This window comes from Pseudomonadota bacterium (genome assembly GCA_034189865.1).
In the GTDB taxonomy this organism is placed as follows: domain Bacteria; phylum Pseudomonadota; class Gammaproteobacteria; order UBA5335; family UBA5335; genus JAXHTV01.
In genome coordinates this window covers 41,777-66,379 of the sequence record JAXHTV010000006.1, presented here as the reverse complement: position 1 = coordinate 66,379, position 24,603 = coordinate 41,777, and the positions used below count along the sequence as shown (strand labels likewise).

At 56.2% G+C, this 24,603-nt stretch carries 26 protein-coding genes; 16 read left to right on the top strand and 10 right to left on the bottom strand.

The window, feature by feature from the left end; all coding sequences use genetic code 11:
• The first annotated feature begins 16 nt into the window (after positions 1-16).
• The 13 genes from SVU69_04815 (at position 17) to SVU69_04755 (ending at position 13,394) form a co-directional block, all read left to right on the top strand.
• Positions 17-334 (top strand): urease subunit beta, encoded by a 318-nt coding sequence (locus SVU69_04815; GenBank protein ID MDY6942317.1) that lies wholly within the window; start codon positions 17-19, stop codon positions 332-334.
• Positions 331-2,034, top strand: coding sequence for an urease subunit alpha (gene ureC / locus SVU69_04810; protein MDY6942316.1), 1,704 nt, complete (start codon positions 331-333; stop codon positions 2,032-2,034). Before SVU69_04815 ends, ureC begins: the two co-directional genes overlap by 4 nt.
• 191 nt (positions 2,035-2,225) lie before the next feature.
• A complete protein-coding gene (ureE, locus tag SVU69_04805; GenBank protein MDY6942315.1) occupies positions 2,226-2,681 on the top strand; it encodes an urease accessory protein UreE in 456 nt (151 codons plus the stop codon).
• On the top strand, positions 2,674-3,360 hold the full coding sequence (locus tag SVU69_04800) for an urease accessory protein UreF (GenBank protein MDY6942314.1): 687 nt from the start codon (positions 2,674-2,676) through the stop codon (positions 3,358-3,360). Before ureE ends, SVU69_04800 begins: the two co-directional genes overlap by 8 nt.
• Before the next feature lie 20 nt (positions 3,361-3,380).
• Positions 3,381-4,052, top strand: coding sequence for an urease accessory protein UreG (gene ureG / locus SVU69_04795; GenBank protein ID MDY6942313.1), 672 nt, complete (start codon positions 3,381-3,383; stop codon positions 4,050-4,052).
• 216 nt (positions 4,053-4,268) lie between these two features.
• The gene (locus SVU69_04790; protein MDY6942312.1) at positions 4,269-5,024 is read left to right on the top strand and encodes a TorF family putative porin; all 756 of its coding nucleotides are present in this window, start codon (positions 4,269-4,271) and stop codon (positions 5,022-5,024) included.
• 71 nt (positions 5,025-5,095) lie between these two features.
• Entirely contained in the window at positions 5,096-6,400 is a 1,305-nt protein-coding gene (gene urtA / locus SVU69_04785) for an urea ABC transporter substrate-binding protein (protein MDY6942311.1), read from the top strand.
• A gap of 126 nt (positions 6,401-6,526) precedes the next feature.
• The gene (gene urtB / locus SVU69_04780; protein MDY6942310.1) at positions 6,527-8,185 is read left to right on the top strand and encodes an urea ABC transporter permease subunit UrtB; all 1,659 of its coding nucleotides are present in this window, start codon (positions 6,527-6,529) and stop codon (positions 8,183-8,185) included.
• A gap of 2 nt (positions 8,186-8,187) precedes the next feature.
• The gene (urtC, locus tag SVU69_04775) at positions 8,188-9,282 is read left to right on the top strand and encodes an urea ABC transporter permease subunit UrtC (GenBank protein MDY6942309.1); all 1,095 of its coding nucleotides are present in this window, start codon (positions 8,188-8,190) and stop codon (positions 9,280-9,282) included.
• A complete protein-coding gene (gene urtD / locus SVU69_04770; GenBank protein MDY6942308.1) occupies positions 9,279-10,115 on the top strand; it encodes an urea ABC transporter ATP-binding protein UrtD in 837 nt (278 codons plus the stop codon). Before urtC ends, urtD begins: the two co-directional genes overlap by 4 nt.
• 2 nt (positions 10,116-10,117) lie before the next feature.
• Positions 10,118-10,813 (top strand): urea ABC transporter ATP-binding subunit UrtE, encoded by a 696-nt coding sequence (urtE, locus tag SVU69_04765; GenBank protein MDY6942307.1) that lies wholly within the window; start codon positions 10,118-10,120, stop codon positions 10,811-10,813.
• A gap of 101 nt (positions 10,814-10,914) precedes the next feature.
• Positions 10,915-12,375: a DUF945 family protein gene (locus SVU69_04760; GenBank protein ID MDY6942306.1), complete on the top strand. Its 1,461-nt coding sequence runs from the start codon at positions 10,915-10,917 to the stop codon at positions 12,373-12,375.
• Positions 12,376-12,548: 173 nt separating this feature from the next.
• Complete coding sequence (locus tag SVU69_04755; protein ID MDY6942305.1) at positions 12,549-13,394, top strand: SDR family oxidoreductase; 846 nt, start codon at positions 12,549-12,551, stop codon at positions 13,392-13,394.
• Between the two features lie 85 nt (positions 13,395-13,479).
• Here the strand turns inward: SVU69_04755 and sppA are convergent, their stop codons facing one another.
• Positions 13,480-14,490, bottom strand: coding sequence for a signal peptide peptidase SppA (gene sppA / locus SVU69_04750; GenBank protein ID MDY6942304.1), 1,011 nt, complete (start codon positions 14,488-14,490; stop codon positions 13,480-13,482).
• Positions 14,491-14,538: 48 nt separating this feature from the next.
• Complete coding sequence (locus SVU69_04745; protein ID MDY6942303.1) at positions 14,539-15,174, bottom strand: hypothetical protein; 636 nt, start codon at positions 15,172-15,174, stop codon at positions 14,539-14,541.
• Between the two features lie 204 nt (positions 15,175-15,378).
• On the opposite strand from SVU69_04745, the gene SVU69_04740 reads away from it, so the two are divergent.
• Complete coding sequence (locus SVU69_04740; protein ID MDY6942302.1) at positions 15,379-15,867, top strand: hypothetical protein; 489 nt, start codon at positions 15,379-15,381, stop codon at positions 15,865-15,867.
• Positions 15,868-15,916: 49 nt separating this feature from the next.
• Here SVU69_04740 and SVU69_04735 read toward each other — a convergent pair whose 3' ends face one another.
• A complete protein-coding gene (locus SVU69_04735; GenBank protein ID MDY6942301.1) occupies positions 15,917-17,092 on the bottom strand; it encodes a PrpF domain-containing protein in 1,176 nt (391 codons plus the stop codon).
• Between the two features lie 23 nt (positions 17,093-17,115).
• Positions 17,116-18,027: an alpha/beta hydrolase gene (locus SVU69_04730; protein ID MDY6942300.1), complete on the bottom strand. Its 912-nt coding sequence runs from the start codon at positions 18,025-18,027 to the stop codon at positions 17,116-17,118.
• Between the two features lie 234 nt (positions 18,028-18,261).
• Here SVU69_04730 and SVU69_04725 point away from each other — a divergent pair, with 234 nt between their 5' ends.
• Positions 18,262-19,563 (top strand): hypothetical protein, encoded by a 1,302-nt coding sequence (locus SVU69_04725; GenBank protein MDY6942299.1) that lies wholly within the window; start codon positions 18,262-18,264, stop codon positions 19,561-19,563.
• Between the two features lie 97 nt (positions 19,564-19,660).
• Here the strand turns inward: SVU69_04725 and SVU69_04720 are convergent, their stop codons facing one another.
• The 6 genes from SVU69_04720 to SVU69_04695 all read right to left on the bottom strand — a co-directional run bounded on the left by SVU69_04720 (position 19,661) and on the right by SVU69_04695 (position 24,069).
• Positions 19,661-20,305, bottom strand: coding sequence for a DsbA family oxidoreductase (locus SVU69_04720; protein ID MDY6942298.1), 645 nt, complete (start codon positions 20,303-20,305; stop codon positions 19,661-19,663).
• 31 nt (positions 20,306-20,336) lie between these two features.
• Entirely contained in the window at positions 20,337-21,302 is a 966-nt protein-coding gene (locus tag SVU69_04715; GenBank protein ID MDY6942297.1) for a diguanylate cyclase, read from the bottom strand.
• Positions 21,299-21,934: a histidine kinase gene (locus tag SVU69_04710; GenBank protein ID MDY6942296.1), complete on the bottom strand. Its 636-nt coding sequence runs from the start codon at positions 21,932-21,934 to the stop codon at positions 21,299-21,301. Before SVU69_04710 ends, SVU69_04715 begins: the two co-directional genes overlap by 4 nt.
• On the bottom strand, positions 21,931-22,296 hold the full coding sequence (locus SVU69_04705; GenBank protein MDY6942295.1) for a response regulator: 366 nt from the start codon (positions 22,294-22,296) through the stop codon (positions 21,931-21,933). The genes SVU69_04710 and SVU69_04705 overlap by 4 nt, the downstream gene beginning before the upstream one ends.
• A 337-nt stretch (positions 22,297-22,633) precedes the next feature.
• Positions 22,634-22,918, bottom strand: coding sequence for an RNA-binding protein (locus SVU69_04700; GenBank protein ID MDY6942294.1), 285 nt, complete (start codon positions 22,916-22,918; stop codon positions 22,634-22,636).
• Between the two features lie 197 nt (positions 22,919-23,115).
• A complete protein-coding gene (locus SVU69_04695; GenBank protein MDY6942293.1) occupies positions 23,116-24,069 on the bottom strand; it encodes a dihydroorotate dehydrogenase in 954 nt (317 codons plus the stop codon).
• Positions 24,070-24,133: 64 nt separating this feature from the next.
• On the opposite strand from SVU69_04695, the gene SVU69_04690 reads away from it, so the two are divergent.
• Positions 24,134-24,598 (top strand): tRNA (cytidine(34)-2'-O)-methyltransferase, encoded by a 465-nt coding sequence (locus SVU69_04690; GenBank protein ID MDY6942292.1) that lies wholly within the window; start codon positions 24,134-24,136, stop codon positions 24,596-24,598.
• Positions 24,599-24,603: the final 5 nt, after the last annotated feature.

Below are 24,603 nucleotides of genomic sequence, written 5' to 3'. Positions count from 1 at the left end.
CAAGGAGGCCGAGGCGATGATTCCGGGCGAGATTGATACGGCACCGGGCGAGTTGACCTTAAACGAGGGGTGTCCGACCGTTCGCATCCAGGTGGCCAACACCGGTGATCGGCCTATTCAGGTGGGATCGCACTACCATTTTTTCGAAACCAATCCTGGTTTGCATTTCGATCGGCAGGCGGCGCGTGGCTACCGTTTGAACATACCCGCCGGGACAGCGATGCGTTTTGAGCCCGGCCAAACGCGGGAAGTGGAACTGGTCGCCTATTCGGGAGCTCGGCGCGTTTTTGGATTTAACGCTGCCGTCATGGGTGAGCTGGGAGATGCCCAATGAGTCCTATCGATCGACGGGCTTATGCGGATATGTACGGCGCCACGACCGGCGATCGCGTTCGCTTGGGGGACACCGAGCTTTGGGTCGAAGTCGAGAAAGACCATGCCATCTACGGTGAGGAGGTCAAGTTCGGCGGCGGCAAAGTCATTCGGGATGGCATGGGCCAGAGTCAGCAAGCATCGGCGACCACTGTCGATACGGTTATCACCAACGCCCTCATTGTGGACTACTGGGGTATCGTCAAAGCGGATATCGGCATTAAGGAAGGGCGAATCGCCGCCATCGGCAAGGCAGGAAACCCCGATGTGCAGCCGGGTGTGGATATCGTCATCGGGCCGGGTACGGAAGCCATCGCCGGAGAGGGGCTGATCGCCACCGCCGGCGGAATCGATGCTCATATTCATTTCATCTGTCCGCAGCAAATCGAAGAAGCGTTGATGTCCGGGGTGACGACCATGTTGGGTGGCGGCACCGGCCCGGCGACTGGGACCAATGCCACGACCTGCACGCCGGGTCCCTGGAACATCGCCCGGATGTTGGAGGCGGCGGAGGGCTTGCCCATGAATCTGGGCTTTCTCGGTAAAGGCAATGCCAGTCTTCCGGCAGCCATCGAGGAACAGGTAGCCGCGGGGGCCATCGGACTGAAATTGCACGAAGACTGGGGCACCACGCCCGCCGCCATCGATTGCTGCCTGTCGGTGGCGGACCAATACGATGTCCAAGTCGCGATTCACACGGACACGCTCAATGAGTCCGGTTTCGTCGAGAACACCTTGGCGGCCTTCAAAGGCCGGACGATTCACACCTACCATACGGAAGGGGCCGGCGGCGGGCATGCGCCCGACATCATCAAGGCCTGTGGTGAGGCGAACGTGCTGCCCTCGAGCACCAACCCCACTCGGCCTTATACCGTCAACACCGTGGATGAGCATCTGGATATGCTGATGGTCTGCCACCATCTTGATCCCAATATCCCGGAGGATGTCGCTTTCGCCGATTCGCGGATCCGCCGTGAAACCATCGCCGCGGAGGATATCCTTCACGATCTGGGCGCTTTCTCCATGATCGCTTCCGATTCACAAGCCATGGGTCGTGTCGGTGAGGTGATATGCCGCACTTGGCAGACCGCCCACAAGATGAAAGTGCAACGCGGTCCCCTGCCGGAGGATAGCGACCGGGCCGACAACCTGCGGGCGCGTCGGTACATCGCGAAGTACACCATCAATCCGGCGATCACGCACGGTATTGCGCATGAGGTGGGTTCCTTAGAGCCCGGCAAATTGGCGGACATCGTGTTGTGGAAACCGGCGTTTTTCGGCGCCAAGCCCGCCCTGATTTTGAAGTCCGGATTCATCGCCGCAGCACCGATGGGCGATCCAAATGCTTCCATCCCGACGCCACAGCCCGTCCACTACCGACCGATGTTCGGGGCGCTTGGTAAAGCCCTGCCTGCCACGTCGGCCACGTTTATGTCTCAAGCTGCCATCGATGCGGGCGTGCCCGAGCGCCTGGGCTTGGCCCGGCGGGTGGTGCCTGTGCGGGGAACGCGCCAGTTGTCGAAAAGCGATATGCGACTCAACGACCGGCTACCGCACATGGAGGTGGACCCACAAACTTACGAGGTCCGCGCGGATGGCGAACTTCTGACCTGCGAGCCGGCCGATGTGTTACCCCTCGCGCAGAGATACTTTTTGTTCTGACGCTGTTGGCGCTTGGTCGGGTTTCACTTGGTGCCGCGCTTATCAGTTCAAAAGTTAACGGGCGGCGATGGATGATCCATGGTCGATCCGGGGTCGGGCGTGAGGTGGGCGATCAAACTGCAATTCCCTCGCACTGCTATGGGGCGCAATTGTGACAGATGGGTTACACTAGCGCGCGAAGGAGGCCTCGTTTGATCGAAGTTCGCGAGATTGTCAGTACCGCTTGCGATCAGGATGTCACAAGTTCCGTGACATTGCCCTTTGAGGACAGACAAAAAAGTAGACAGCGGGTTTGTCTCGATAGCGGAGAACAAATCGGTTTGTTTTTGCCGAGGGGCACGATTCTGCGAGGGGGTGATCTGCTGCGAGATGAGGCAGGACGCTTCATACGTGTCGTGGCGGCTGCCGAATCATTGTCGATCGCTTCAACACCTGACGCTTTCCAATTGGCTCGTTGCGCCTATCATTTGGGGAATCGTCACGTACCCATTCAGATGGGTGAGGGATGGCTTAGCTATCAGAAGGACCATGTCTTGGACGAGATGGTGGTCGGATTAGGGTTGGTGGTGCGGTCTGAACAAGCACCGTTCGAACCGGAATCGGGTGCCTACAGCCAACATACGCACCATGGGCATTCGCATGGCTAGTTCAGTCCCATTAGACGACGCCGGATTGCTGCGTTTGTTGCAGGTGACGAGCCCGGCTTTGCCGGTGGGCGCCTTCGCCTGGTCACAGGGTTTGGAATACGCCGTACACGTCGGTTGGGTGAACGACGAAAGCAGCGCCTTAAATTGGATAGGTGGCCTGTTGAGCCACAGTCTATCGATGCTTGATTTGCCTTGTTTGACGCGCCTATATCGTGCTTGGCAGACGGAGGATAATGAACTCGCGGTGAAGCATTGGAATGCTTTTTTGCTGGCCAATCGGGAATCGCGCGAACTGCGGGCCGAAGATACGCAATTGGGTGGGGCATTGATGCGGCTGTTGGCGGACTTGGATGTGCCGCAGGCGAAGTCGTGGACCGGACCGACGGCATTTGCCAATGCGTTTTCGCTCGCGGGTGTCGCATGGCGGATTCCGCTTCGGGAGACTCTGCTGGGTTATCTGTGGAGCTGGACGGAAAATCAAGTGGCGGCGGCCATTAAGCTGGTTCCGCTCGGGCAAACCGCCGGGCAGCGCCTGTTAAGTCAATTGCAGCGACAAATGCCGACGTCGGTGGCGCGCGGGTTGGACTGTCGCGACGGTGAGATCGGCCAACTGGCCGTGGGTCTCGCGCTCGCGTCAGCTCAGCATGAAACGCAGCGGGTCCGGCTGTTTCGTTCCTGAGCCGCGGAGGAAATAACGATATGGAACAGACCAAGCATGGCGCATTGAGAGTGGGAATCGGCGGCCCTGTGGGCTCCGGCAAAACGGCTTTGGTCGACGCTTTGTGCAAACAAATGAGAGAACACTTCCAGATCGCCGTCGTGACGAATGATATCTATACCCGTGAAGATGCGGATTTTCTTACCCGCAGTCAGGCGCTCACGTCGGACCGCATCATGGGTGTGGAAACCGGCGGTTGTCCGCATACCGCCATTCGGGAGGATGCATCGATGAATCTCTCCGCCGTGGCGGAGCTGTCATCCCGATTTCCCGATTTGGATGTCGTTTTTATTGAAAGTGGCGGCGACAATCTGGCGGCCACCTTCAGTCCCGAACTTTCGGACCTGACGATCTATGTCATCGACGTTTCGGCCGGAGACAAGATTCCCCGCAAGGGGGGGCCGGGAATCACGCGTTCCGATCTTCTGGTGATCAACAAAATCGATCTGGCACCGCACGTCGGCGCCTCGTTGGATGTCATGCGGCGCGATGCGAAAAAAATGCGGGAAGATCGTCCTTTTGTGTTCAGTAATCTCAAGTCCCAGGAGGGTTTGAGCCACATCATGGATTTTATCGTCGATGCCGGCATGCTCCGTAGAAGCGGGCGTTCGACATCGCCTGAGCCGATCGATTTGCACCAAAAAGGCGCGTAGCGCCCAATGGCGCACCATCCTGGATGGTTTGGGGGAGGTTTGATATCAAAGATTTTGGCCGATGGTCGGCCAAAAACCGATGTCCCGGGGGTAAATGAATGATTCTCGCCATATGGCACAAGAATTGCTCATTAGGTCGGGACCAACGAAAACCCGTACGGACGTTGGGCTGTCTGGTAAACGGGTGTTTCAATACAGCTAGGAGTATGCTTTGTTATGAGAGGAAATAACATCCAAAAGAAGGTCGCCGGTGCTGCTTTAGTTTCCGCTATGGCTTTCGGTGCCAGCGCAGCTCACGCAGAGTTGTCCGGTAACATCGGCGTTTACTCAAAGTACGTTCTACGTGGGATCACTGCGGCAGCTGAGAACAGCAACACGGCTGTTCAAGGCGGGCTGGACTATGCTCACGACAGCGGTTTCTATGCCGGTTGGTGGGCTTCTAATCTGGATTACACCTACTACTCTGATCCGGTTGATGACCCCGTCAGCAGCGGTTTCGAGAACGACTTTTATGTCGGTTTCGCTCCCAGCTTCGGTGATTACGGCTTCGACGTTGGCGTCATCCAGTACTATTACATCGGTGTGGATGATTCGGATCTCACCGAAGCCGTCTTGGCTTTCAACTTCCTTGACGGTTACGTGCAAGCTCAGTACCTGATCAACGATGGCTTCTGGGGTAACAGTGGCGATATCTACTGGACCGCCGGCTATGCCTTCGCGTTGCCAGCCGACTTCAGCTTGGCCGTCGATATCGGCTACTACACCTATGACGACGACGATAACGACGAGCTCGGTGGTGTTACGTTGCAAGACTCCGGCTTCCGTCACGCCAACCTGACCTTGTCGCATCCCATCGGTAGCACCGGCGCCGACATGGCCGTCACCTACATCTTTGGTGGTGAAGACCGTGCAGAACAAGAACAAGGCGATACCATGGTGCTGAGCGTCAGCTACAAGTTCGGCATCATCTAAACTTCGTTTAACCTGCCCGTCTACACGGCGGGCAGGCCTCTTTCTAATACGAATTCCAAAGGAGGTCCACCATGCGAAACGGGCGGATATCGCAGGATCGAGTGCGTCTGGTTGCAAGCATCGCGCTGTGTTTTACCTTGGCCTTGCCGGCGGCTTATGCGGAATCGACCATCAAAGTGGGAATTTTGCATTCGCTTTCGGGAACCATGGCGATCAGTGAGACAACCCTCAAAGACACCATGCTGATGCTGATCGAAGAGCAGAATCGGAAAGGCGGTGTGTTGGGTAAGAAGCTCGAACCGGTGGTGGTGGATCCGGCCTCCAACTGGCCTTTGTTTGCTGAAAAAGCCCGGGAACTGATCGCCAAAGACAAAGTGGCTGTCACTTTTGGTTGTTGGACTTCCGTTTCGCGCAAATCGGTGCTGCCGGTTTTCGAAGAACTGAACGGCTTGCTTTTCTATCCGGTTCAGTATGAGGGCGAAGAATCCTCGAAGAATGTCTTTTACACCGGCGCGGCGCCCAATCAGCAGGCCGTCCCCGCGGTGGACTATTTGATGAATGATTTGGGTGTCGAGCGCTGGGTGCTGGCCGGAACGGACTACGTTTATCCGCGGACGACCAACAAGATTTTAGAGGCATATCTCAAGGCCAAAGGCGTGGCGGACGCCGATATAATGATCAATTACACACCGTTCGGACACTCAGACTGGCAGAGCATTGTCTCTGAGATCAAGAAGTTCGGTTCGGCGGGCAAGAAAACCGCAGTTGTCTCCACCATTAACGGTGATGCCAACGTACCCTTCTATAAAGAGTTGGGTAACCAAGGCGTTTCGGCCGATGAGATTCCGGTGGTGGCATTCTCGGTCGGTGAGGAAGAACTCTCCGGAATCGACACCGCGCCTTTGGTGGGCCACCTCGCTGCCTGGAACTACTTCATGAGTGTAGACAGCGAAGAGAACGACGAATTCATTCAAGCTTGGCATAAGTTCATCAAAGATTCCGACCGCGTGACCAATGACCCCATGGAGGCCCATTACATCGGTTTCAACATGTGGGTTAAGGCGGTGGAACAGGCCGGTACCACCGACACCGATGCGGTTGCCAAAGCGATGATCGGCATGACTTATCCCAATTTGACCGGCGGCGTTTCGGTGATGTACCCCAATCACCACTTGGCCAAGCCGGTATTGATTGGGGAAATTCAAGACGATGGCCAGTTCGAAGTGGTCTGGGAAACGCCGGGTACCGTGATTGGTGACGCTTGGTCCGACTTTCTCCCCGGCAGCAAAGACATCATTGCCGATTGGACACCGCCGGTAAACTGCGGGAATTTCAACATCAAAACCGGCCAGTGCTCCGGGCAAAATTACGAGTAGATCGCCATAGCATTCAGGCTGGGCCGGTGTTCCGGCCCAGCCTTTTCTTTCTGTAATGTTCCAAGTGATATTGGTCCTGCGGTTTCACGGGAAACCGCGCTTGACAGGTCGATGGGGGATCGAGCCATGGGATCGCTGATTCACGTAGGTCGGTCCGTTCGTTGTTTCCTGGCAGTGCTGCTGGTCATGCTCGGCATGTCGGGTCCGCCCAGTGTCGCAGCGAGCGAACGTGATGTTTCCCTGGCCGAGCAGTTGGCCGAACTCAACACGCGGAGCTTCGCGGCCAAAGCCCGAGTCATCGAAAGCTTGGCGCAGTCTCCGGATCGTCGCGTCCTGCCACTTTTTAAGCAGCTTTTAGACGGCGACCTTTACTATGCCAAGCCTTTCGATGCCGTGGTGCTTGTCACTCCCGTTTCGGACGGGTATTCCGTCGCCGACGTCTTATCGGGCGAAGCACTCGGTGTCGTAGGCAAGCGAGCGGTCAAGCGTATTTCGATCAACAACACAATTCGCGGTTTGCTGAAGATGCAGATCGCTACCTTAAGCCTTTCCGATCCGGAGCCGGATGTTCGTTCGGCGGCGGTTAAGGAACTGACGGGTCAGGCGGAGCCGGAAATCATTCAGCTCTTTGTTGAGCGACTTGCTGTGGAGTCCGATCAGGGGGTTAAACGTCAATTGGCCGTGGCCTTGGCGCTGAACGACCTGAGCCATGGCGACCGTGCGGTCCGCTTGGCCGCGATCGACATTGTCGCCGGAAGCTTGTTGCCGGTCGTGGCCAACCGCCTGCGTGCGATGACCGAGACCGATTCTGACGGGCATTTCGGGGAGTCTGACACCGAGGTACGGGCGTCAGCCGCAAAAGCGTTGCGCGACATCGAATCGCGAGTAGCCTTTTACGAGCTCATCGAAACGGTGTTTTTCGGCTTGAGTTTGGGCTCGGTTTTGGTTCTCGCGGCCATCGGTTTGGCGATTACCTTTGGGGTCATGGGCGTTATCAACATGGCCCACGGTGAGCTCATCATGCTGGGCGCGTACACCACCTATGTCATCCAGCAGCTACTTCCCGACCAGATTGGGTGGTCGGTGTTGCTGGCTATTCCGACGGCGTTCTTAGTATCGGGTCTGGTGGGTATCTTGATCGAGCGAGGCGTTATTCGGTTCCTCTATGGGCGGCCGTTGGAAACGCTGTTGGCGACCTTTGGTGTGAGTTTGTTGTTGCAGCAAACGGTGCGATCCATTTTCTCGCCCTTGAATCGGTCGGTGGCAACGCCGAGTTGGATGAGTGGTTCGCTGGAAATCAACAGTGCGTTGTCGTTGACGTACAACCGCCTTTACATCTTGCTATTCAGTTTGCTTGTCTTTGCCTTGTTGTGGCTCGTGCTCAACCGAACCACGCTGGGTATTAAAGTGCGGGCCGTGTCTCAAAATCGTGCCATGGCCCGCGCCATGGGTATTCGCGCCAACTGGATTGATGCGTTGACCTTTGGTCTGGGCTCGGGCATTGCCGGCGTTGCCGGTGTGGCGCTCAGCCAGCTGACCAATGTAGGACCCAATCTGGGGCAGGCGTACATCATCGATTCTTTTATGGTTGTGGTATTCGGCGGCGTTGGGAATATCTGGGGTACGCTCGTTGGCGGGCTCACGTTGGGAGTGGCGAACAAGTTCCTGGAGCCCTATTCCGGGGCGGTGTTGGCCAAGACGCTGGTCCTGGTGTTCATCATATTGTTCATTCAGCGCCGACCCCGCGGTTTGTTTCCGCAGAAAGGCCGGGCGGCGGAGGGCTGATGATGCTGATGAGGTATCTCAGAGCCCATGATTTGATCGGCTGGTTGTTGCTCGGGGCGATCGCCCTCATGGCGGTGGCGTTTCCGGTCTGTAACCTGTGGGTGCCCGCCGATTCGCCGTTGCACATCTCCACTTACACTCTGACGCTGTTCGGTAAGTATCTCAGTTTTGCCTTGTTGGCTTTGGCTCTTGATCTCGTTTGGGGCTACTGCGGCATTTTAAGCCTGGGCCATGGCGCGTTCTTTGCGCTGGGTGGATACGCGATGGGTACGTACCTGATGCGTCAGATCGGCGATCGGGGGGTTTATGGTCATCCGATCCTGCCGGATTTTATGGTTTTTCTGAATTGGTCCGAACTGCCATGGTACTGGTACGGATTCGATCAATTTTGGTTCGCCATGGTGATGGTGGTTTTGGTTCCCGGAATCCTGGCGTTTTTGTTCGGGTGGTTCGCGTTTCGTTCGCGGGTCACCGGCGTGTATCTCTCGATCATCACCCAAGCCCTGACCTATGCGTTGATGCTGGCGTTCTTCCGCAATGAAATGGGATTCGGTGGCAATAACGGCTTAACGGATTTCAAGGACATTCTCGGTTTCAACCTACAATCCGATCACACTCGGGCCGCGCTGTTTTTTGCTTCAGCTGTGGCATTGATTGCAGGCTATCTGGCCTCGTTGTACGTGGTTAATTCCAAGCTCGGGCGGGTGGTGGTTGCTCTGCGTGATGCGGAAGATCGAGCACGTTTCCTGGGCTATAAAGTTGAAAATTTCAAGCTATGGGTGTTCGTGTTCTCAGCCTGTATGGCTGGTGTTGCCGGTGCGTTGTATGTCCCGCAAGTGGGAATCATTAACCCCAGCGAGTTCTCACCGCTGAACTCAATCGAACTGGTCGTTTGGGTTGCCGTCGGCGGTCGAGGGACGCTGTATGGCGCGATCGTGGGCGCCTTCTTGGTCAATTACGCCAAAACCTATTTCACGGCGGCGTTGCCCGAAGTGTGGTTGTTCGCTTTAGGCGCGTTGTTTGTCCTCGTCACGATCGCGTTGCCGCGCGGGATTGTCGGTTTGCTCCAACGAAGACGGGCGGAGCAGCGCGCATGAAGTCTCTGGACCGGTTTCGAGAAACCATGCGTCGGGATCGGGTGTTCGATTTCGTCGCCGACTCGCCCGTCGATGTCCCGGATTTGGATACCCGGCATGGCCCCATCCTCTACATGGAAGGTGTCAGCGTCTCCTTCGATGGTTTCAAGGCCATCGACGATCTCAATCTCTACGTTCAACGGGGTGAGTTGCGTTGCATTATCGGGCCAAACGGTGCGGGTAAGACGACGATGATGGACGTCATTACCGGCAAAACGCGTCCGGACCAAGGCACGGTTTTTTTCGGCCAGCGGATCAATCTGCTCCGGCTCACCGAGCCGGAGATTGCCAGTATGGGTATCGGCCGAAAGTTTCAAAAGCCCACTGTGTTCGAAACGCTGAGCGTGTTCGAGAATCTGGAGTTGGCCATGCACGCCAACAAAGCTGTCTGGCCGACTCTGGTATCCCGCTTGACGGGCGAGCAACGGGATTTGATTGACGAAAAGCTTCGTGTAATCGGTCTGGCGGATCAGGCCAATTATTTGGCGGGCGCTCTTTCCCATGGCCAAAAACAATGGCTCGAAATCGGTATGTTGTTGATGCAGCGACCCCAGTTGTTGCTCATCGATGAGCCCGTCGCAGGAATGACCCATCAGGAAATGGAGCGCACAGCCGAACTGCTGTTGTCCCTCGAAGGACGCCATTCGGTGGTGGTGGTGGAGCACGATATGGCATTTGTACGGTCCATCGCACGACAAGTGACCGTTCTCCACCAAGGTCACGTTCTGGCGGAAGGCACGATGGAGCAGGTACAGAACAATCCCCAGGTGGTGGAAGTGTACTTGGGGTCGTGAACATGTTAACCATCGAAAGCATGAATCAATACTACGGTCAAAGTCACATCCTTTGGGATTTGAATGCCGAGATTCCAGAAGGCAGCTGCACCTGTTTGATGGGGCGCAACGGGGTCGGTAAGACCACTTTCCTTAAATGTGTGATGGGTTTGCTGCCGGCGCGTACAGGTCGCGTTTTGTTCGATGGCGTGGATCTTTTGCCTTTCGCCGCGGAAAAAAGAGCCGCAGTCGGTATTGGTTACGTTCCCCAAGGCCGGGATGTGTTTCCGCTGATGTCGGTCGAGGAAAATCTTCGGGTGGGTCTTTTGGCCAATCCCAAAAAGCCCAAACAGTTGCCCGATTTGATTTTCGAGTTGTTCCCGGTTCTAAAGACGATGCTTCACCGCCGCGGCGGGGACCTCTCCGGCGGCCAGCAACAACAGTTGGCCATCGGTCGGGCACTGGCGCTGGAGCCACGGCTGCTCATTCTGGACGAACCCACCGAGGGTATTCAGCCCAATATTGTGCAAGAGATTGCCGACGTGATCGTCAAACTCAACCGTGAATTGGGTTTAACGGTCTTGTTGGTGGAGCAAAAGCTGGAGTTCGCACGCCACGCATCGAGTCATTTCCAGATTTTGGAACGGGGGCGGTTGGTAGCGGGCGGCGCCATGACCGAACTGAACAACGATCTGGTCAAACAATACCTCACCGTGTAATTTCCGCTGTCGGTCGGGCTCTTTTCCCGGCTAGACTTCGCCAACGGGCCTGGGGTGTTCCCGGCTCAGAATGAACCTCTTGCGCTGGCTGAGGAGCGGACATGACAAGATGGACCTTATTGGGGCTTGTTTTTCTTCTGATGGTCACTCTGGCCTTGGCCACCCCGTACGGAGTGGGGGTTATTGCCGAGCGCCACTTCCAAGACCTCATCATCACCTTGGACCAGGACCCTCAGATTCACGTGGTCTCGCAATCCTATGAGCGTGGCTATCGGAAGTCGCAAGCGGTCGTGGTGTTGGAGTGGGTCCGGCCGCGTCGTTCGCGGGGTTTGGGGCAATGGTTGGATCGGTTGGGCATTGACCAACGCGCATCGGTCCCGTTGACGATGAAGCATCAGATCGATCATGGGCCGATGTGGCGCGCGGTGGGCGCATCCGCACTCGGTTTCGGCGCCGGTAGAATTCAAACGGCCATTTCTTTGCCGCCGGACTTACAACAGCAACTGGCCGGTTATTTTCCGGACGGCGCGGTCCTGACGACTCAGGGTGAAATGACGTTCACCGGCCGACTTAATGGACACTTTGACGTTCCCGCTTACCAGGGCCCGATTCATGGGCAGCCGGGAGGTGCGGTGGCCTGGGAACCCGCCAAATTGGCATTCACACTGACTCCGCACAGCCAAATACTCAAGACATCGGTCGCTTGGCCGCGGCTGACGATCAGTTTGCCGGACGGGCAACGGATTCAAGTCGACGGATTGGGTGGTGACGGCGAAATGCGGCCTGGACCTTCGGGGATTTATCTCGGGCGATACACGGTTCGAATGGACGCCATCTCGGGGCAGTCGGGCGGTGACACTGCAACGAATTGGCGGGCCGAATCGGTTGAGAGCATCTACGATGTGGATCAAAACGGCGAGCTGATCAATCTCGGTCAAAAACTGCGTCTGACGGGGTTGGAGTGGGCGCAGGAGCGCCTGGGGCCTGGCAATCTCGAACTGCGGTTGGAAAACCTTGATCCTATTGCGTTGGCGGGACTGCGTCGCCGCTTGCTGCAAGCTCGTAGCGGAGGACTTAACGCCGCGCTTGTGGTTGGCGGTTTCGACGATCTCGTTGGCTTGTTGGCCGCTTCCCCGCGGTTTGAAATCAAGGAGATGGTGTTGATGACTCCCGATGGTGAGGTGCGCGGCCATGGCGAAGTGGCGTTCGCCGGCGGGGGTAATGTTCCGTTATTCGATATCAGAGCGTTGATCGGCCGGACCCATGCTGCTGCAGGCCTGAGTTTGCCCGAACAGGTGCTGTTAGATGTGCTGATCGAGCGTAGCCGCTGGGATCTACTGGAAGAAGGCATGCCCAGTGGGCCCGAGTTGGATGCGGCCGCTGCCAGATGGGGTCAGGCTCGTTTTGATGAGCTCGTGAGCCGGGGCGTTTGGCTGCGAGAGGGCGGTCGGCTGAAATCAGAAATCGAGTTGAAGAACGCCAATCTACTGATCAATGGCCAACTCGCGGGCGAGTTAGGTAATGTTATACCTGACGCATTGGCCCAACCGCTGCGACCCTGATTCTCTTCAGCGATTGTTAACGTTGCGGTGGATCTTAGAAGATGGTTAAGTGGCTTCTTGAAAGGCCGGGACACCGCGCTTTTTGATATACCGCCAAGGAGATGGGTCGAGACGAGGCCTGGATGGGGCACGTCGACGCTGGCGGATAACGAGATACAAAAGGAGAGACCGATATGAGCTTCAGCTTTGATGGAAAAGTTGCTGTGGTAACAGGTGCTGGCCACGGATTGGGCCGGGCGCACGCGCTGGAACTGGCTAAGCGAGGAGCCAAAGTTGTCGTCAACGACTTGGGTGGGAACGTTGATGGTACGGGCGGTTCTAGCGAAGCGGCTCAGCAGGTTGTGGCAGAGATCAAAAATGGTGGCGGCGAGGCCATTTCCAATGGTGGATCCGTGTCCGATCCGCAGGGCGCGCAAAGCATGATTGATGATGCGATGAACGCTTGGGGTCGCGTGGATGTTCTGATTAACAATGCAGGCATTCTGCGGGATAAGAGCTTCAAAAACGTCACCATGGAAGATTTTCGGGCCGTCGTGGAAGTGCACTTAATGGGCACCGTGCTAGTGACAAAGGCCGCTTGGCCCATCATGCAAGAGCAAGAGTACGGCCGCATCGTGGTCACCACCTCGGCTTCCGGGCTTTGGGGTAATTTCGGCCAAACCAATTACAGTGCCGCAAAGTTGGGTATTGTCGGATTCATGAACACCCTTGCCAAAGAAGGGGCGAAGAAGAACATCCGATGCAATGCCATCGCACCCATCGCCGGGACGCGCATGACCCAGGGCCTTATGCCACAACCCATGCTCGACCAACTGAAACCGGAACTGGTGACACCGGGTGTGGTGTATCTATGTACCGAAGATGCCCCCAATGGCTTTATTCTCCAGGCGGGTGGTGGCCGATTCTTCCGGGCTCAAATGATGGAAAACCAGGGTGCCACGATCAAGGAACCCACGGTAGAAAGTGTTGCCGAGCAGTGGAAAGCTGTCGCTGATATGACCAAGGCCAGAGGTCATTGAACCAGAGATTCAGTCATCTCGAAGGAAAAGGCCCGCGATAGCGGGCCTTTTCCTTCTCATTGATTTGTTCTAGCGGCGGTTCTTCCTATGGTAGCGCTCCCGGCAACCACAGGTACATAAAACGAGGACTCTGAGGGCCGACCAGCTGCTCGGCCACCGCGGCCCATCCCGTTTGCGGGCTTTGGGCCGCGGCCTGGGTATACACGTTGTCGTTGAAGATGCCGTTTCGGCGATAAACGACGACTTGTGCCTGATGGACATGGGCAGCTGCTTTGGCCGCTTCAATGACATCATGTAATCGCCCAATTTCGTCGACCAAGCCGAGGTTGAGGGCCTGCTCTGCGGTAAAGATGCGGCCGTCGGTAATGGTTTCCAATTGCTCCGACTTGAGGTCGGATCGGTTTTCCCGAACCAAGCTGACAAATCGCCCGTACATGCCGTCCAATACGCCCTGCATAATTTGGCGCTCTTCCGGCGTGGGTTCTTTCCAGGGCGACATGAGATCTTTGTTTTCCCCGGATGTATAGGTCTGATTTTCGATACCGATCTTATCGAGCAGCTCGGTGGCCGTGAATCCGGTCATGATCACGCCAATGGACCCGGTAACCGTGGTGGGGCTGGCGTAGATGCGATCGGCCGCCAGAGCAACGTAGTAGCCACCGGAAGTGGCCATATCGCCCATGGACGCGAAGACTGGAATGTTCTGCTCTCGTTTGAAGGCTTGGATGCGGGCGTATATTTCATCGCTGGCCGTGACACCACCACCGGGGCTGTTGATGCGAAGAATAACCGCAGTGATTTGAGAATCCCGGGCGGCAGATTCCAACTCGCCTTCGATTCTGGACAACATGCTTTCGTCCACGAACAAGCCGAAGCCGCTGCTGGAGGATTGATCAGATATCACACCGTCGACAGTGATGAGCAATATCTTGTGATGGCCGGACCCGGAGACAACGATTTGCTCCCGTTCTTCGACCTCTTGGAAGAAGCCGGATGGGCCGCTGACTACTAAACAGCCGCTCGTCATCAGAGCTGCACTGACAACGATCAGAAACCCGATGGCTCGGGATCGGATGTGGGGCAGGCGCGAGATCATGTGGGAGCTCCTCTCTGAATTTTCATGGGTGATATGGGACGCTCGAAATTACACGGAACGGTCACGGACTGCTTGCCATGCAGCGTCGTTGATCGGCGTGACCACCAAGCGCTCGCCTTCATAGGTGAGCTCGTATATGGCGCCGTCGGTCATGGGCCAGTAACCGGCATCGGCTTCCCAAACGATCGACGTCGAAATGCGATCCCCGATAGACCGCATAAATTCGCCCAACCAACTTTGCAAAGATGCCTCACGATAGAGCGGTTCGGTCGTGGGGGGGCGTGATGGAAGTTGATTCAAATCCGTATAACGTGTTCGTAACCATTGTAGGCGGTAGTGCGACGGCGGTTTTCGAAAGTAGCGCACGTCGATCCGCCACTCGTCGCCAAATACCGTCATACGGTCGGAAGAATCGGGAGAAGGCTCCAAAGTGACCAGATACTGTTGTCGGTCAGTTTGCTCGAAATGCACGCGCCAACTCGCCTTCTGGTCAGCGTCTAGATAGGTTTCCAGATAGTGACTTACCCCACCGATGGCCAGGCCGGTGATCACCAAGATGAGGCCAGCCAGGGATAAATAGATAGCAGCCACTCGGCGGCTCGACCACAACCGACGGGTTCCGATACCCAGGGCGGCGGAACCGACCATGATTAAGATGAGTCCGATCAAGAGCCCGAAGGCCATCTGTTTTTCCTCAATGCGTTGTCAGCGGGGCCCTTCAGGGCGGCCAGGATGCAACCTTTGGTTCAGATGATATGAACCGTCTGTGGTGCAACTAGGGTACGTCCTGAGAAAAAAAATGGAAGTGATTGTTTGACGACCCGGCCGAACATTCACGGCACTTGCCGGTTACAATAGCATCTCGCTGGCGATGGTGAAGCGATACTGATGAAAATCCCTTTAGGTGCTTTGTCCCCGGAAGAATACCAACTGCTGGTCGGCCCGGTTTTGAAAGTGACGGCGGAATTGGCCGCCGGTCGTCGGGATCCGTTCCTGTTTACCGATATGGCGAGCATGATCACGCTTCGACATTTGGTGGGCGAGTTAGCTGACCGTTACCGGGTCGGTGGTGATGAGTTTTCGGGTGCTTCGCAGTCAGAGGTTCTGCGGCAGGCACCTGATGCGGCCTGCATGATGGCCTTGCGGCAGTCGACAATGAGCCCGGATCAATTGACCCAATGTCAGCATGCGTTGGCGGTTTCTCATCGAATGGTCCAGCAGGCAGGCGTGCTCGCCGGCCAAGACACGCTACTGGACGAGATTTGGCAGGCGCTCAAGAGGGGCGAGCGACAGGCGGCCGAGGCCGGTTTACGTACCGTGGCGCTACGGTTGGTCGATGCCGTCGATCGATGGGAAGCGCAGCACAGCGCGCCCTAGCGACCCGGCCGGCGCAGCCTATTCGGTAGTGGCCGTGCGGTGTTGATCATCAGCGTTCATTCATCGCGATTTCGAAATCAGCTTCTGGTATCAAAATCGCGCCTTCCATCAGACGCCTGGCACTCCGATACATACTCACCGATCGTGCGCGCCAGATGCCGTCGTGCTGTTCCACATGGGCATCCAACGACATCACTCCGGCAGCATGGCCCAGCCGCACTGCTGGTTTCGAGCGACTCTCAGATCTGACTGACTCGTAGATCACGGTACCAGGCAGTTTGGCAGCTACGGCGACGGCGATCGCACCGGTGCCCGTGAACGCGTGATGGGGTCGGCCCATCGATAAAATTCGGCCGAGGATGTCGCACGCGCTCTCGTCGATAAGGCATCCGTCGCTAGTCACGAACGAACCGGGTGGGGCGACGAATGCCAACTTGGGGGTGGCGGGACGGTTTCTTGTCGCCTCTTCGGGCGTACTTGCAAGACCCATCGCCACGGCCGCATGGGATCGGATCGCTTCGAATCGGTCAAAACGTTCCAGGTCGGCGGCGAGCTCTCGAGGCCCTTCATGGACGGTCAAGCCGACGTCTTCGCCCCGAACAAATACAATGGGATTGCCCGCGTTCAACAGGCTGACACGGAGAGGACCCCAGCCCGCGATATCAAGTATCTCTGAGGCTTGCCCGGTGGGCAGCACCGTCTCCCCAGGTCCGTTCGGGTTCAGATAGATTAGTCGCATTGCCGCGCCGGGGAAGGCGACACCATCAAGCCGGAAATCACCGCTGACACGTGGAACGCCCTTTTCGGTGGGTATCTCGGCCACAATCCGTTTGCCTACGTTACGTTGCCAGATACGCAGCGTGGTCATGGGGTCCGTGGTCTCGACGAGGCCTTCCTCAATCGCAAATGGGCCCACCGCCGCCGCGAGGTTGCCGCAACTTCCCGAATCATCCACCAGGGCTTGCTGGATTGCGACGTGCCCGAACCAGTAATCGACATCGCAATCGGGCCGCGATGAGCGGCCCACAATGGCGACTTTACTGGTGCTGGAAGTCCCGCCACCCAAACCGTCCATTTGAGTGCCATAGGGATCGGGACTTCCGAGGGCGCGTATCAATACGCTATCACGCGCCCGTGCTGCGGTTGGCAACACGCCCTCACCGAAGAACAAGCCTTTACTACTGCCGCCGCGCATTAATACCGCGGGTAATCGCTTCTGTGCCATGGTCTTGCGGGCCGTCGCTACGGCTAGGCGGTCAGCCCGGCCGCATGGGCATCTACCAAGACTGAGTTGATCAGCGATTGCACCAATTCGTAGGTCATTTCCGGTTCTTCTTGCATAAAGTTGTGACTACCGCGGATGCGTGCGCACTGAATCATTGGGTTCTCGGCAGCGGCCTTTTGTGCGCCCGGGGGTATCGTGGGTATGGTGCGATCGCCATAGACGATCACGGTAGGGACGCGGAGGCGCCGCAAGGCATCCCACAATGTGGTCAACGGGTCGCTATAGATGGGTGCCTCCATTTCCGGTGGACATTTTAGCGTTCGGCGGCCGTCTGGGTGGGCTTCCAACAGGTGGTCAACTAAGCTGCATAAGGCATCGGGGTGCCAGTTCTTGAACGTCGGCTTGCTGGAAAAGTAGGCTTCAGCCTCGGTCTTGGATGCCCATTGGGTGCGTCGGCGTAAGGTGCTCAGGGTCATGGGACTGGGGCTTCCGTCGTTGCCTTTTATCCATTCCTCCGGCAACAAAATGGGATCGAGCAGGACCAGGGCGGAGAACCATTCCGGGTGATCCGCGGCCAATAACGCGGTCATCACACCCCCATAGCTGTGGCCCATTCCGATTAAAGGCAGGTGATTCTCATTAGCAAGTTGCTTTTCAATCACCTCTTTGCAGCGCCGTAGATTTCCGTCCCAGCCGGCGAACTCCTCGCCATTGTCGCTGTCTCCATGCCCTTGATAATCCTGCGTAAATATACCGTATCTGGACGTGAAGTGGCGCAGGTAAGGCCAGTACATCAGACCGCAAAAACCCGTACCGGGCAGGAAGTGAATTGTCGGTCGTTCGGGGTGAAATCGATGGATACCGCGAATAATTACTGAATTTTCTGTGATACAGTCCCAACCATGGGCCCTTTGGAGCAGTGGGCAATTCTTCATAGCAGAGACATCCTTTTCCCCTGTTCTTTGTCGATCAGACAAGGTTAAAATCGGGCGTCCATTATGACAGTGCGCTAGGATCTGAGCATCCGCTAAGCTGCTCTACCGCTAGATGGAGCGGACCTGAGATAGCCTGACCGCTAGCGCGGTTATAAGCGAGGGGGGACGTCCTTATCGGCATCGGTCGGGACAGGTTTTCAGATCAGAGTGACTCATTTGGAGGAGTTTAATTTTATGCGTAGTTTCTATACGTCCGCCGTTCGATTGGGGATGGCACTTATTACCCCGGTGGCGATGATGGGCGCCACTAATGCAGCCCCTATCGGTGAACCGTTGGGCGCAGCCCGGCAGTTGGAAGTGGCTGTTATCAAGGGCGAAAAGTTAACAGCGTTGTCGGGTCAGGCGACGGCGGATTATTCCGTGATGGCCGTCGTTGACGGACAATTGGCACCGATTCCGTATCAATTCGATGATATTAACGAGCGGGGTTTCCCATATGTCCCCGGCGGTAAGTTCGCCATCAACGGCACAGAAGGTGTTCTCGATGCGCAGGACGAGCTGGTGTTTATGTTCAAAGACACCGGACCGCAAGCCAGCGATGAAGCCAAAGCTGCTGTTGAAGGCACGCTGGTCTCCGAACTTGAAGTCGGCGACGGGAAATCCACGGGGTACGCCTACGTCGTGAAAGGCAACAGCGCCCGCAGCGACAAGGAGTATACGCATTACGATCGCGAAACGGGCGTGGCCAAAACCGATTATTGGTCATTACAAATGGACCCCGATAGTCCGCTGACCTGGAGCGACTTCAAATTCAAGGACTTTGCCGAAGACCGCACGATTTTGGACACGATGAAAGTGCGGGTACGAGCCAAACTGGGCTTCGTGCGAGCCACCATCCACAATGGTTTGATTCCGAACGAGGTCCTTGCCGTCAAAAACGGACCGGTGCGCAGCATCGTTGAGGCGGATGCGTCGATTACCATCTTACGGATTCCCCTCTTGACTGCGGGCGCTGATTTCGTGATCGCGCCGGGTTCATTGCAGGTTCCGGTTTTGGCCACGATCCCGTCGGCGGCCGCTGCATTGAGTGATCTCAAGATTGAGATCTCGCTCGATTTCCACGAACTCGAAGGTGCCAAGATCCGTTCCGCGTTGGGGCCGGAAGAGGCTCTGGTGACGGGTGAGAAAAGTGATTTGGCATCGCAGCAGAAAGTCGATCTGGAATCCAACTGGCTGACCGGCAGCCACGATAAGGGCTTCGATATTCTGGCGACGTTCTATTTATCTGAAGGATTTAGTCCCGGCTTGGATATCCTGTACATGGATGACACGACCGGCGATGATCCGGATAAGCCCGAGCGCTATAAAGGTTCGCATCCACAGGTCGGTTACGTCGTATCCGATATTCCCACCGGTGTGGACGTGGATTTAGGAGTGAATCTCTACTTTGCCGATGGCATTTGGGAAGGCAGCGATCCCACGGCCGAAATCGAAAAATATCTGGACCCGGTATCGACCAAGGTTACTGCCTTGTAATTGAGTCATTACCCTAGGGTCTGTTGAAAAGGCCGATGCCCGGAGGGCATCGGCCTTTTTTGATCTAGCATGATGGTCTTACGGCGATCTCGGAGGATTATGTTTTTCGTTTGGCGATCAGTTTATCCACTTTGTCAAAGACCGCTCGGAATACCCGCATGTCCTGAGCGCCGGTAAAAGCCATCTCGCCTTCGAAGACAAATAACGGAACGGCGCCGATTCCCTGTCGCCGGACGTATTGGTCATCGGACTTGATCTCTGCCACGCCGTCATTGCTATCAAGGTGGGTTGCTACCATGTCGGTGTTCAATCCCCCACTTTTCGCGATGTCCAATAATACATCTCGGTCACCGATATCCCGCTGTTGCAGAAAATAAGCTTCGAACACGGAATCGACAATAGTCTCCTGACAGTCGAAATCAGCGGCGAGTCGTATCAGTCGGTGGGAATCTTTGGTGTTAGGCAAATGATCGAGTTTGGCCCAATCAAGTTCAACGTTCTCCCGGGCTGCCAGTGAGTGGAGTCTCTGCATGGTATCGCGCAGCATGACCGGTTCGGGATAACGGTAAGCCAACCACTCGGTTCTCGAACCCCCACGATCAGGCATGTGAGGGTAAATTTGGAAAGCCCGCCAACGAATGATGGCATCTTCCCGGCCTGTCTCACGTAAAGCGCGTTCTAACTGGCGTTTGCCGATCAGGCACCAAGGACAAGTGGTGTCGGCGTAGATATCAATGATCACACGAAAAAAGTAGTTGTCGTGGCGCCGCGGATCAAGCCACTTTACCCGCTCGAGCCGCCGCGCAGACCCTGTTTCTTCCTAAAGCCTTGGCTTGATAGAGTGCTTGATCTGCGGCGGCAATAAAACTTTCCACCGAGTCCATTTTGTCATGCCACTGCGCAACACCCAAACTCGCCGTGATGTACAGCTCGTTCTCTTCGAATGGGATGAGTTTGCTCGAGACGCCACGGCGCAAGCGTTCCGCGGCGCGGATGGCGTTGCCAAGATCGGTATCCGGCAGGACGATGCCGAATTCCTCGCCGCCGTAGCGTCCGAGGATGTCGGTCTTGCGGAGCGCGCCCCTCAGTCGTCCGGTTATGGTTCGAAGTACGGCGTCACCGGCCAGATGTCCGCATTCGTCGTTGACGTCCTTGAAATGGTCCAAATCGCAGATCACCAGTGACAAGGGGTGTGCATAACGCTGAGTTCGCGCGATTTCCTCACGCAAGCGCTGCTCCCAATAGGCGCGATTGAACGTTTCAGTGAGTCCGTCCAATTGGCTTTGCTCTTCCAGTTTTTGCAGTGTGGTCGATAGCTGTGTGTGATAGATCGCTGCATCTGTGGCGTCGCTAATGGTGATACACACCGCGGAGACTTCGCCACTCGGGTCCAGGTGCAAAGGAAAAAACGTGCAATCCTGACGCATGTGCTCGAGGTTTCCGGTAACCGGCCGGTTGTGTTGAAACGGAAAGAGAAAGGGGCGTTGTTCCCAAGATGTGAAGGCGAAATTGTTCAGAACGAAAACGCTGTGAATCTTCTTTTCTAGCCACGCTTTAGGTAGTTCGGGAAAGGCATCGAAAAGGTTCTTACCCACGATCTCGTCGCTGGGATATCCACTGCGACTGGCCAGATAACGGTTCCACAATTGGACGCGCATGTCTTTATCGACCACGAAAACACCCAGGTTGATTTGGTCGACAATCAGCGGAAAAATCCGGGCAAGCGGTAATTCACTCACTCCAATTGATCCAGAATTCGATCTAATGATTGTAATAGCACGCGGACAGTGGGATCCGGCATAAGCAGCAACATGTCGCACTGGAATCTATTGTTTTCGAGCTTGTAATTGATGTTAACAACCAAGACCTGGTGCCAGTTTAATTGCTGTGGGTCGACAACGTTTTGAATTGGAATGCCTTGGCCGATCAATGCCGGGGGCGCATAGCTCAACTGCTGGCCAAGCTGGTTGGCAAGGCTACCCAGGCATGCACCGTTCAGAATGTTGCTCACATCCAGCAGGAGTTCCTGCTGGGCGTGAAGGTCCAACTGACTGTCGTAGGCTAGCAGATTAGCGAGCTCGTGGTAACTGGCATCACTGAAAACCACAATGCTTTCTCCCCGCAATCCTTGGGGATCGGTGGCGCCGTAGTAGCCCTGGCGTACGGCCGATACGGCGGAGTCGTGTTTTAGCAAACCGCTCAGCGCCCCGATCATTTGTCCTGGCGCGATCAAGGAAACTGTAGGGACCGAAAGATAGATAAAGACATTCAAAAGCCTCGCCAAGGAGTCGCCGGCTTGGCCCATGGCAATATTGATCGTCTCTTGGAGGCAGTCACGCTGCGCTTCGGTGAACTGAACGGCCGTGTTCATAGCAACCCACAGCTCTTCATGGCCGAGCGAAGCCGCTCTTTGTCGACAGGCTTGCGAATAAAATCCAGCGCTCCCAGTTCCATCACGCGTGCTCGCGCTTCGGGTTGTACGTCAGCGGATACGACAAACACCAGGGTGTTCAGATCTTCGCGTCGGATGGTTTCAAGGACCTGGAAGCCGTCCATCTCCGGCATGGTCAAGTCGAGAAAAACCAAGTCGCCACCACCGGTCCGAATCACTTCAAGTGCTTCGACGCCATTGGAAGCCATTCGAATCGAGCCAAGCCATTCTTCCGGCAGCGCACGAGAAATTTGCTTGCGTGCCATGGCTGAGTCGTCGCAAATGAGGGTTGAAACCGCCATCTTTAGATAGTTCTCTCCGCTCTGATGAATTGCCGGATCGTGGTTCAAGACGGAATAACCGTGATGAATAGTCCGTTCGCCCCGTTTCGAGTTGGGATCAGCCCAACGGCACTCCGGAAACGGGCTTTCACAGAGATTGTTATTCAAGCCATCCTGTTGTGGCTCTATCGGCAGAATAGGCGGGTGGTTGAGCGTTAGTTTGACGGTCTGGTGGTGGGCTAGATTAGGTATTGTCAAACAATAGCCAGCCTAGCGCCCGGATTCACCGGACGCTAGGCCGAACTGCAGCCACGATGGAAAGAGAGATCAGTCGCAGCTGGCTAGTTTTCGGGAAAACTTAGAATTGACGACGCGGCCCGCGGCTCGGGCGGCTGGCGCCGCGCTCAAGCGCTTCGTTCACACGCAGGCTACGTCCGCCAAGCTGGCTTCCGTTGAGTGCATCAATGGCTGCATCGGCCTGGTCGGATTCCATTTCCACGAAAGCGAAACCACGGGGACGACCGGTTTCCCGATCAGAAACGAGTTTGACGGACAGCACAGAACCATGGGCTGAGAACAAGTCCCGCAACTCCTCTTCGGTCGTGGTGAAGGGGATGTTGCCTACGTAAATTGATTTGGACATAAAACACTATTCCGAAAATAAAAAACGCGCCAATCAGGGCTGATCAGCGTAAATCACCGGGAGGATCACGAGACCGTCGTCCGGTACCATACGAAGCCGCACCACGGGGTGAAGCGACGCCTGCGCCAAGCAGCGGTTTTGCTTGACAGCTTCGCTAGTATGCACCGAATTGCGTGGCGAGACATTAAATTTTTTATTCAGGCTGTCTGGCCTGCCCATTTTAGGCTGCCCACTAACTCGGAGATGTGCGTCAGTTTGTGGCGAGTAAGGTAGGCTCGAAGTCCTTCGCAGATCTTGTGACACACGAGTGGATCATAGAACAGGGCTGTGCCGATGCCGATGGCGCTGGCGCCGGCAATCAGGAATTCTATGGCATCGGTCGCGCTGATAACCCCGCCTTGACCGATGATGGGGATACCGTGCGGTCGGCAGACTTGATAGACCTGATGAACTTTGAGCAATGCGACGGGTTTGATCGCGGGGCCTGAAAGCCCGCCTTGAACGTTGCCGAGAATGGGGCGACGGGTTTCCGCATCAATTGCCATTCCCTGCAAGGTGTTGATGACGGAGAATGCGTCACTCCCGGCTTCGATACAGCGTCGCGCATTTTCGGCGATATCTGTTTGATTGGGCGATAGTTTTGTGATGAGTGGTTTGGAGGTCGCTGCGCGACAGGCCGCAACCACACGGGCGGACATGTCCGGGCTGTTGCCGAACGCAACGCCACCTTCTTTCACGTTCGGACACGAGATGTTGATCTCAATGGCATCCACTGATGAATCATCGAACAGGCGGGTGACCTCTTCGTACTCTTCCACGGTCGATCCCGAAACGTTGGCGACGAAACGAGTTTCGTCGAAATTGAGCGAGGGCAAAATGTCGTCGATGACCGCCTGAACCCCTGGATTTTGAAGTCCGATGGCATTGAGCATGCCGGCGGGGGTTTCATAAATTCGGTGTGGACGGTTGCCGAGCCGCGCAGTGGCTGTTGTGCCTTTGAGGCAGATTGCGCCCACATCGGCGTTGGAAAAGCCGGCGACACGTGTGTATTCTTCGCCGAACCCGACGCAACCGGATAGCAAGACCAGCGGGTTGGCCAGTTTCAGACCACAGAAGTCGACCGTCAGCGGATCATCGCTTGAGGTATGCATTGTCTGTTTGTTCACGTGATTTCAGTCGAACCCTATTGTAGCGAAAAGACGGCTTATCCGGATCGTGTTCCACATTGTTCTATTCCAGCCTCGGATTCCACCCAACACCGGCAACGTGATTCGGCTTTGCGCGAATACCGGGGCGAGTCTGCATCTAATTCACCCGTTGGGTTTTGACTTGGACGAACGTCGACTGAAGCGAGCTGGGTTGGACTACCATGAGTTCGCCGCCGTTCGCGAGCACCCGACGCTTGAGTCATTTCTGGATACCGTTCGCCCTGTGGACCTGATGGCGTTTTCCACTCGCGGTGGGCGACGCTACGATCAAGCCCGTTTTCGCCCCGGCCAAGCGCTTTTGTTCGGTTCCGAGACCGCCGGTTTGCCGACGGATGTGTTGACTTCACTGCCATCGGATCGGGTGATGCGAATCCCCATGCGGCCGGACAGTCGCAGTTTAAATCTATCCAATGCGGTGGCGATCGTGGTCTATGAGGCTTGGCGACAGCAGGGTTTTACCCATGGCGCCTAGTGTGC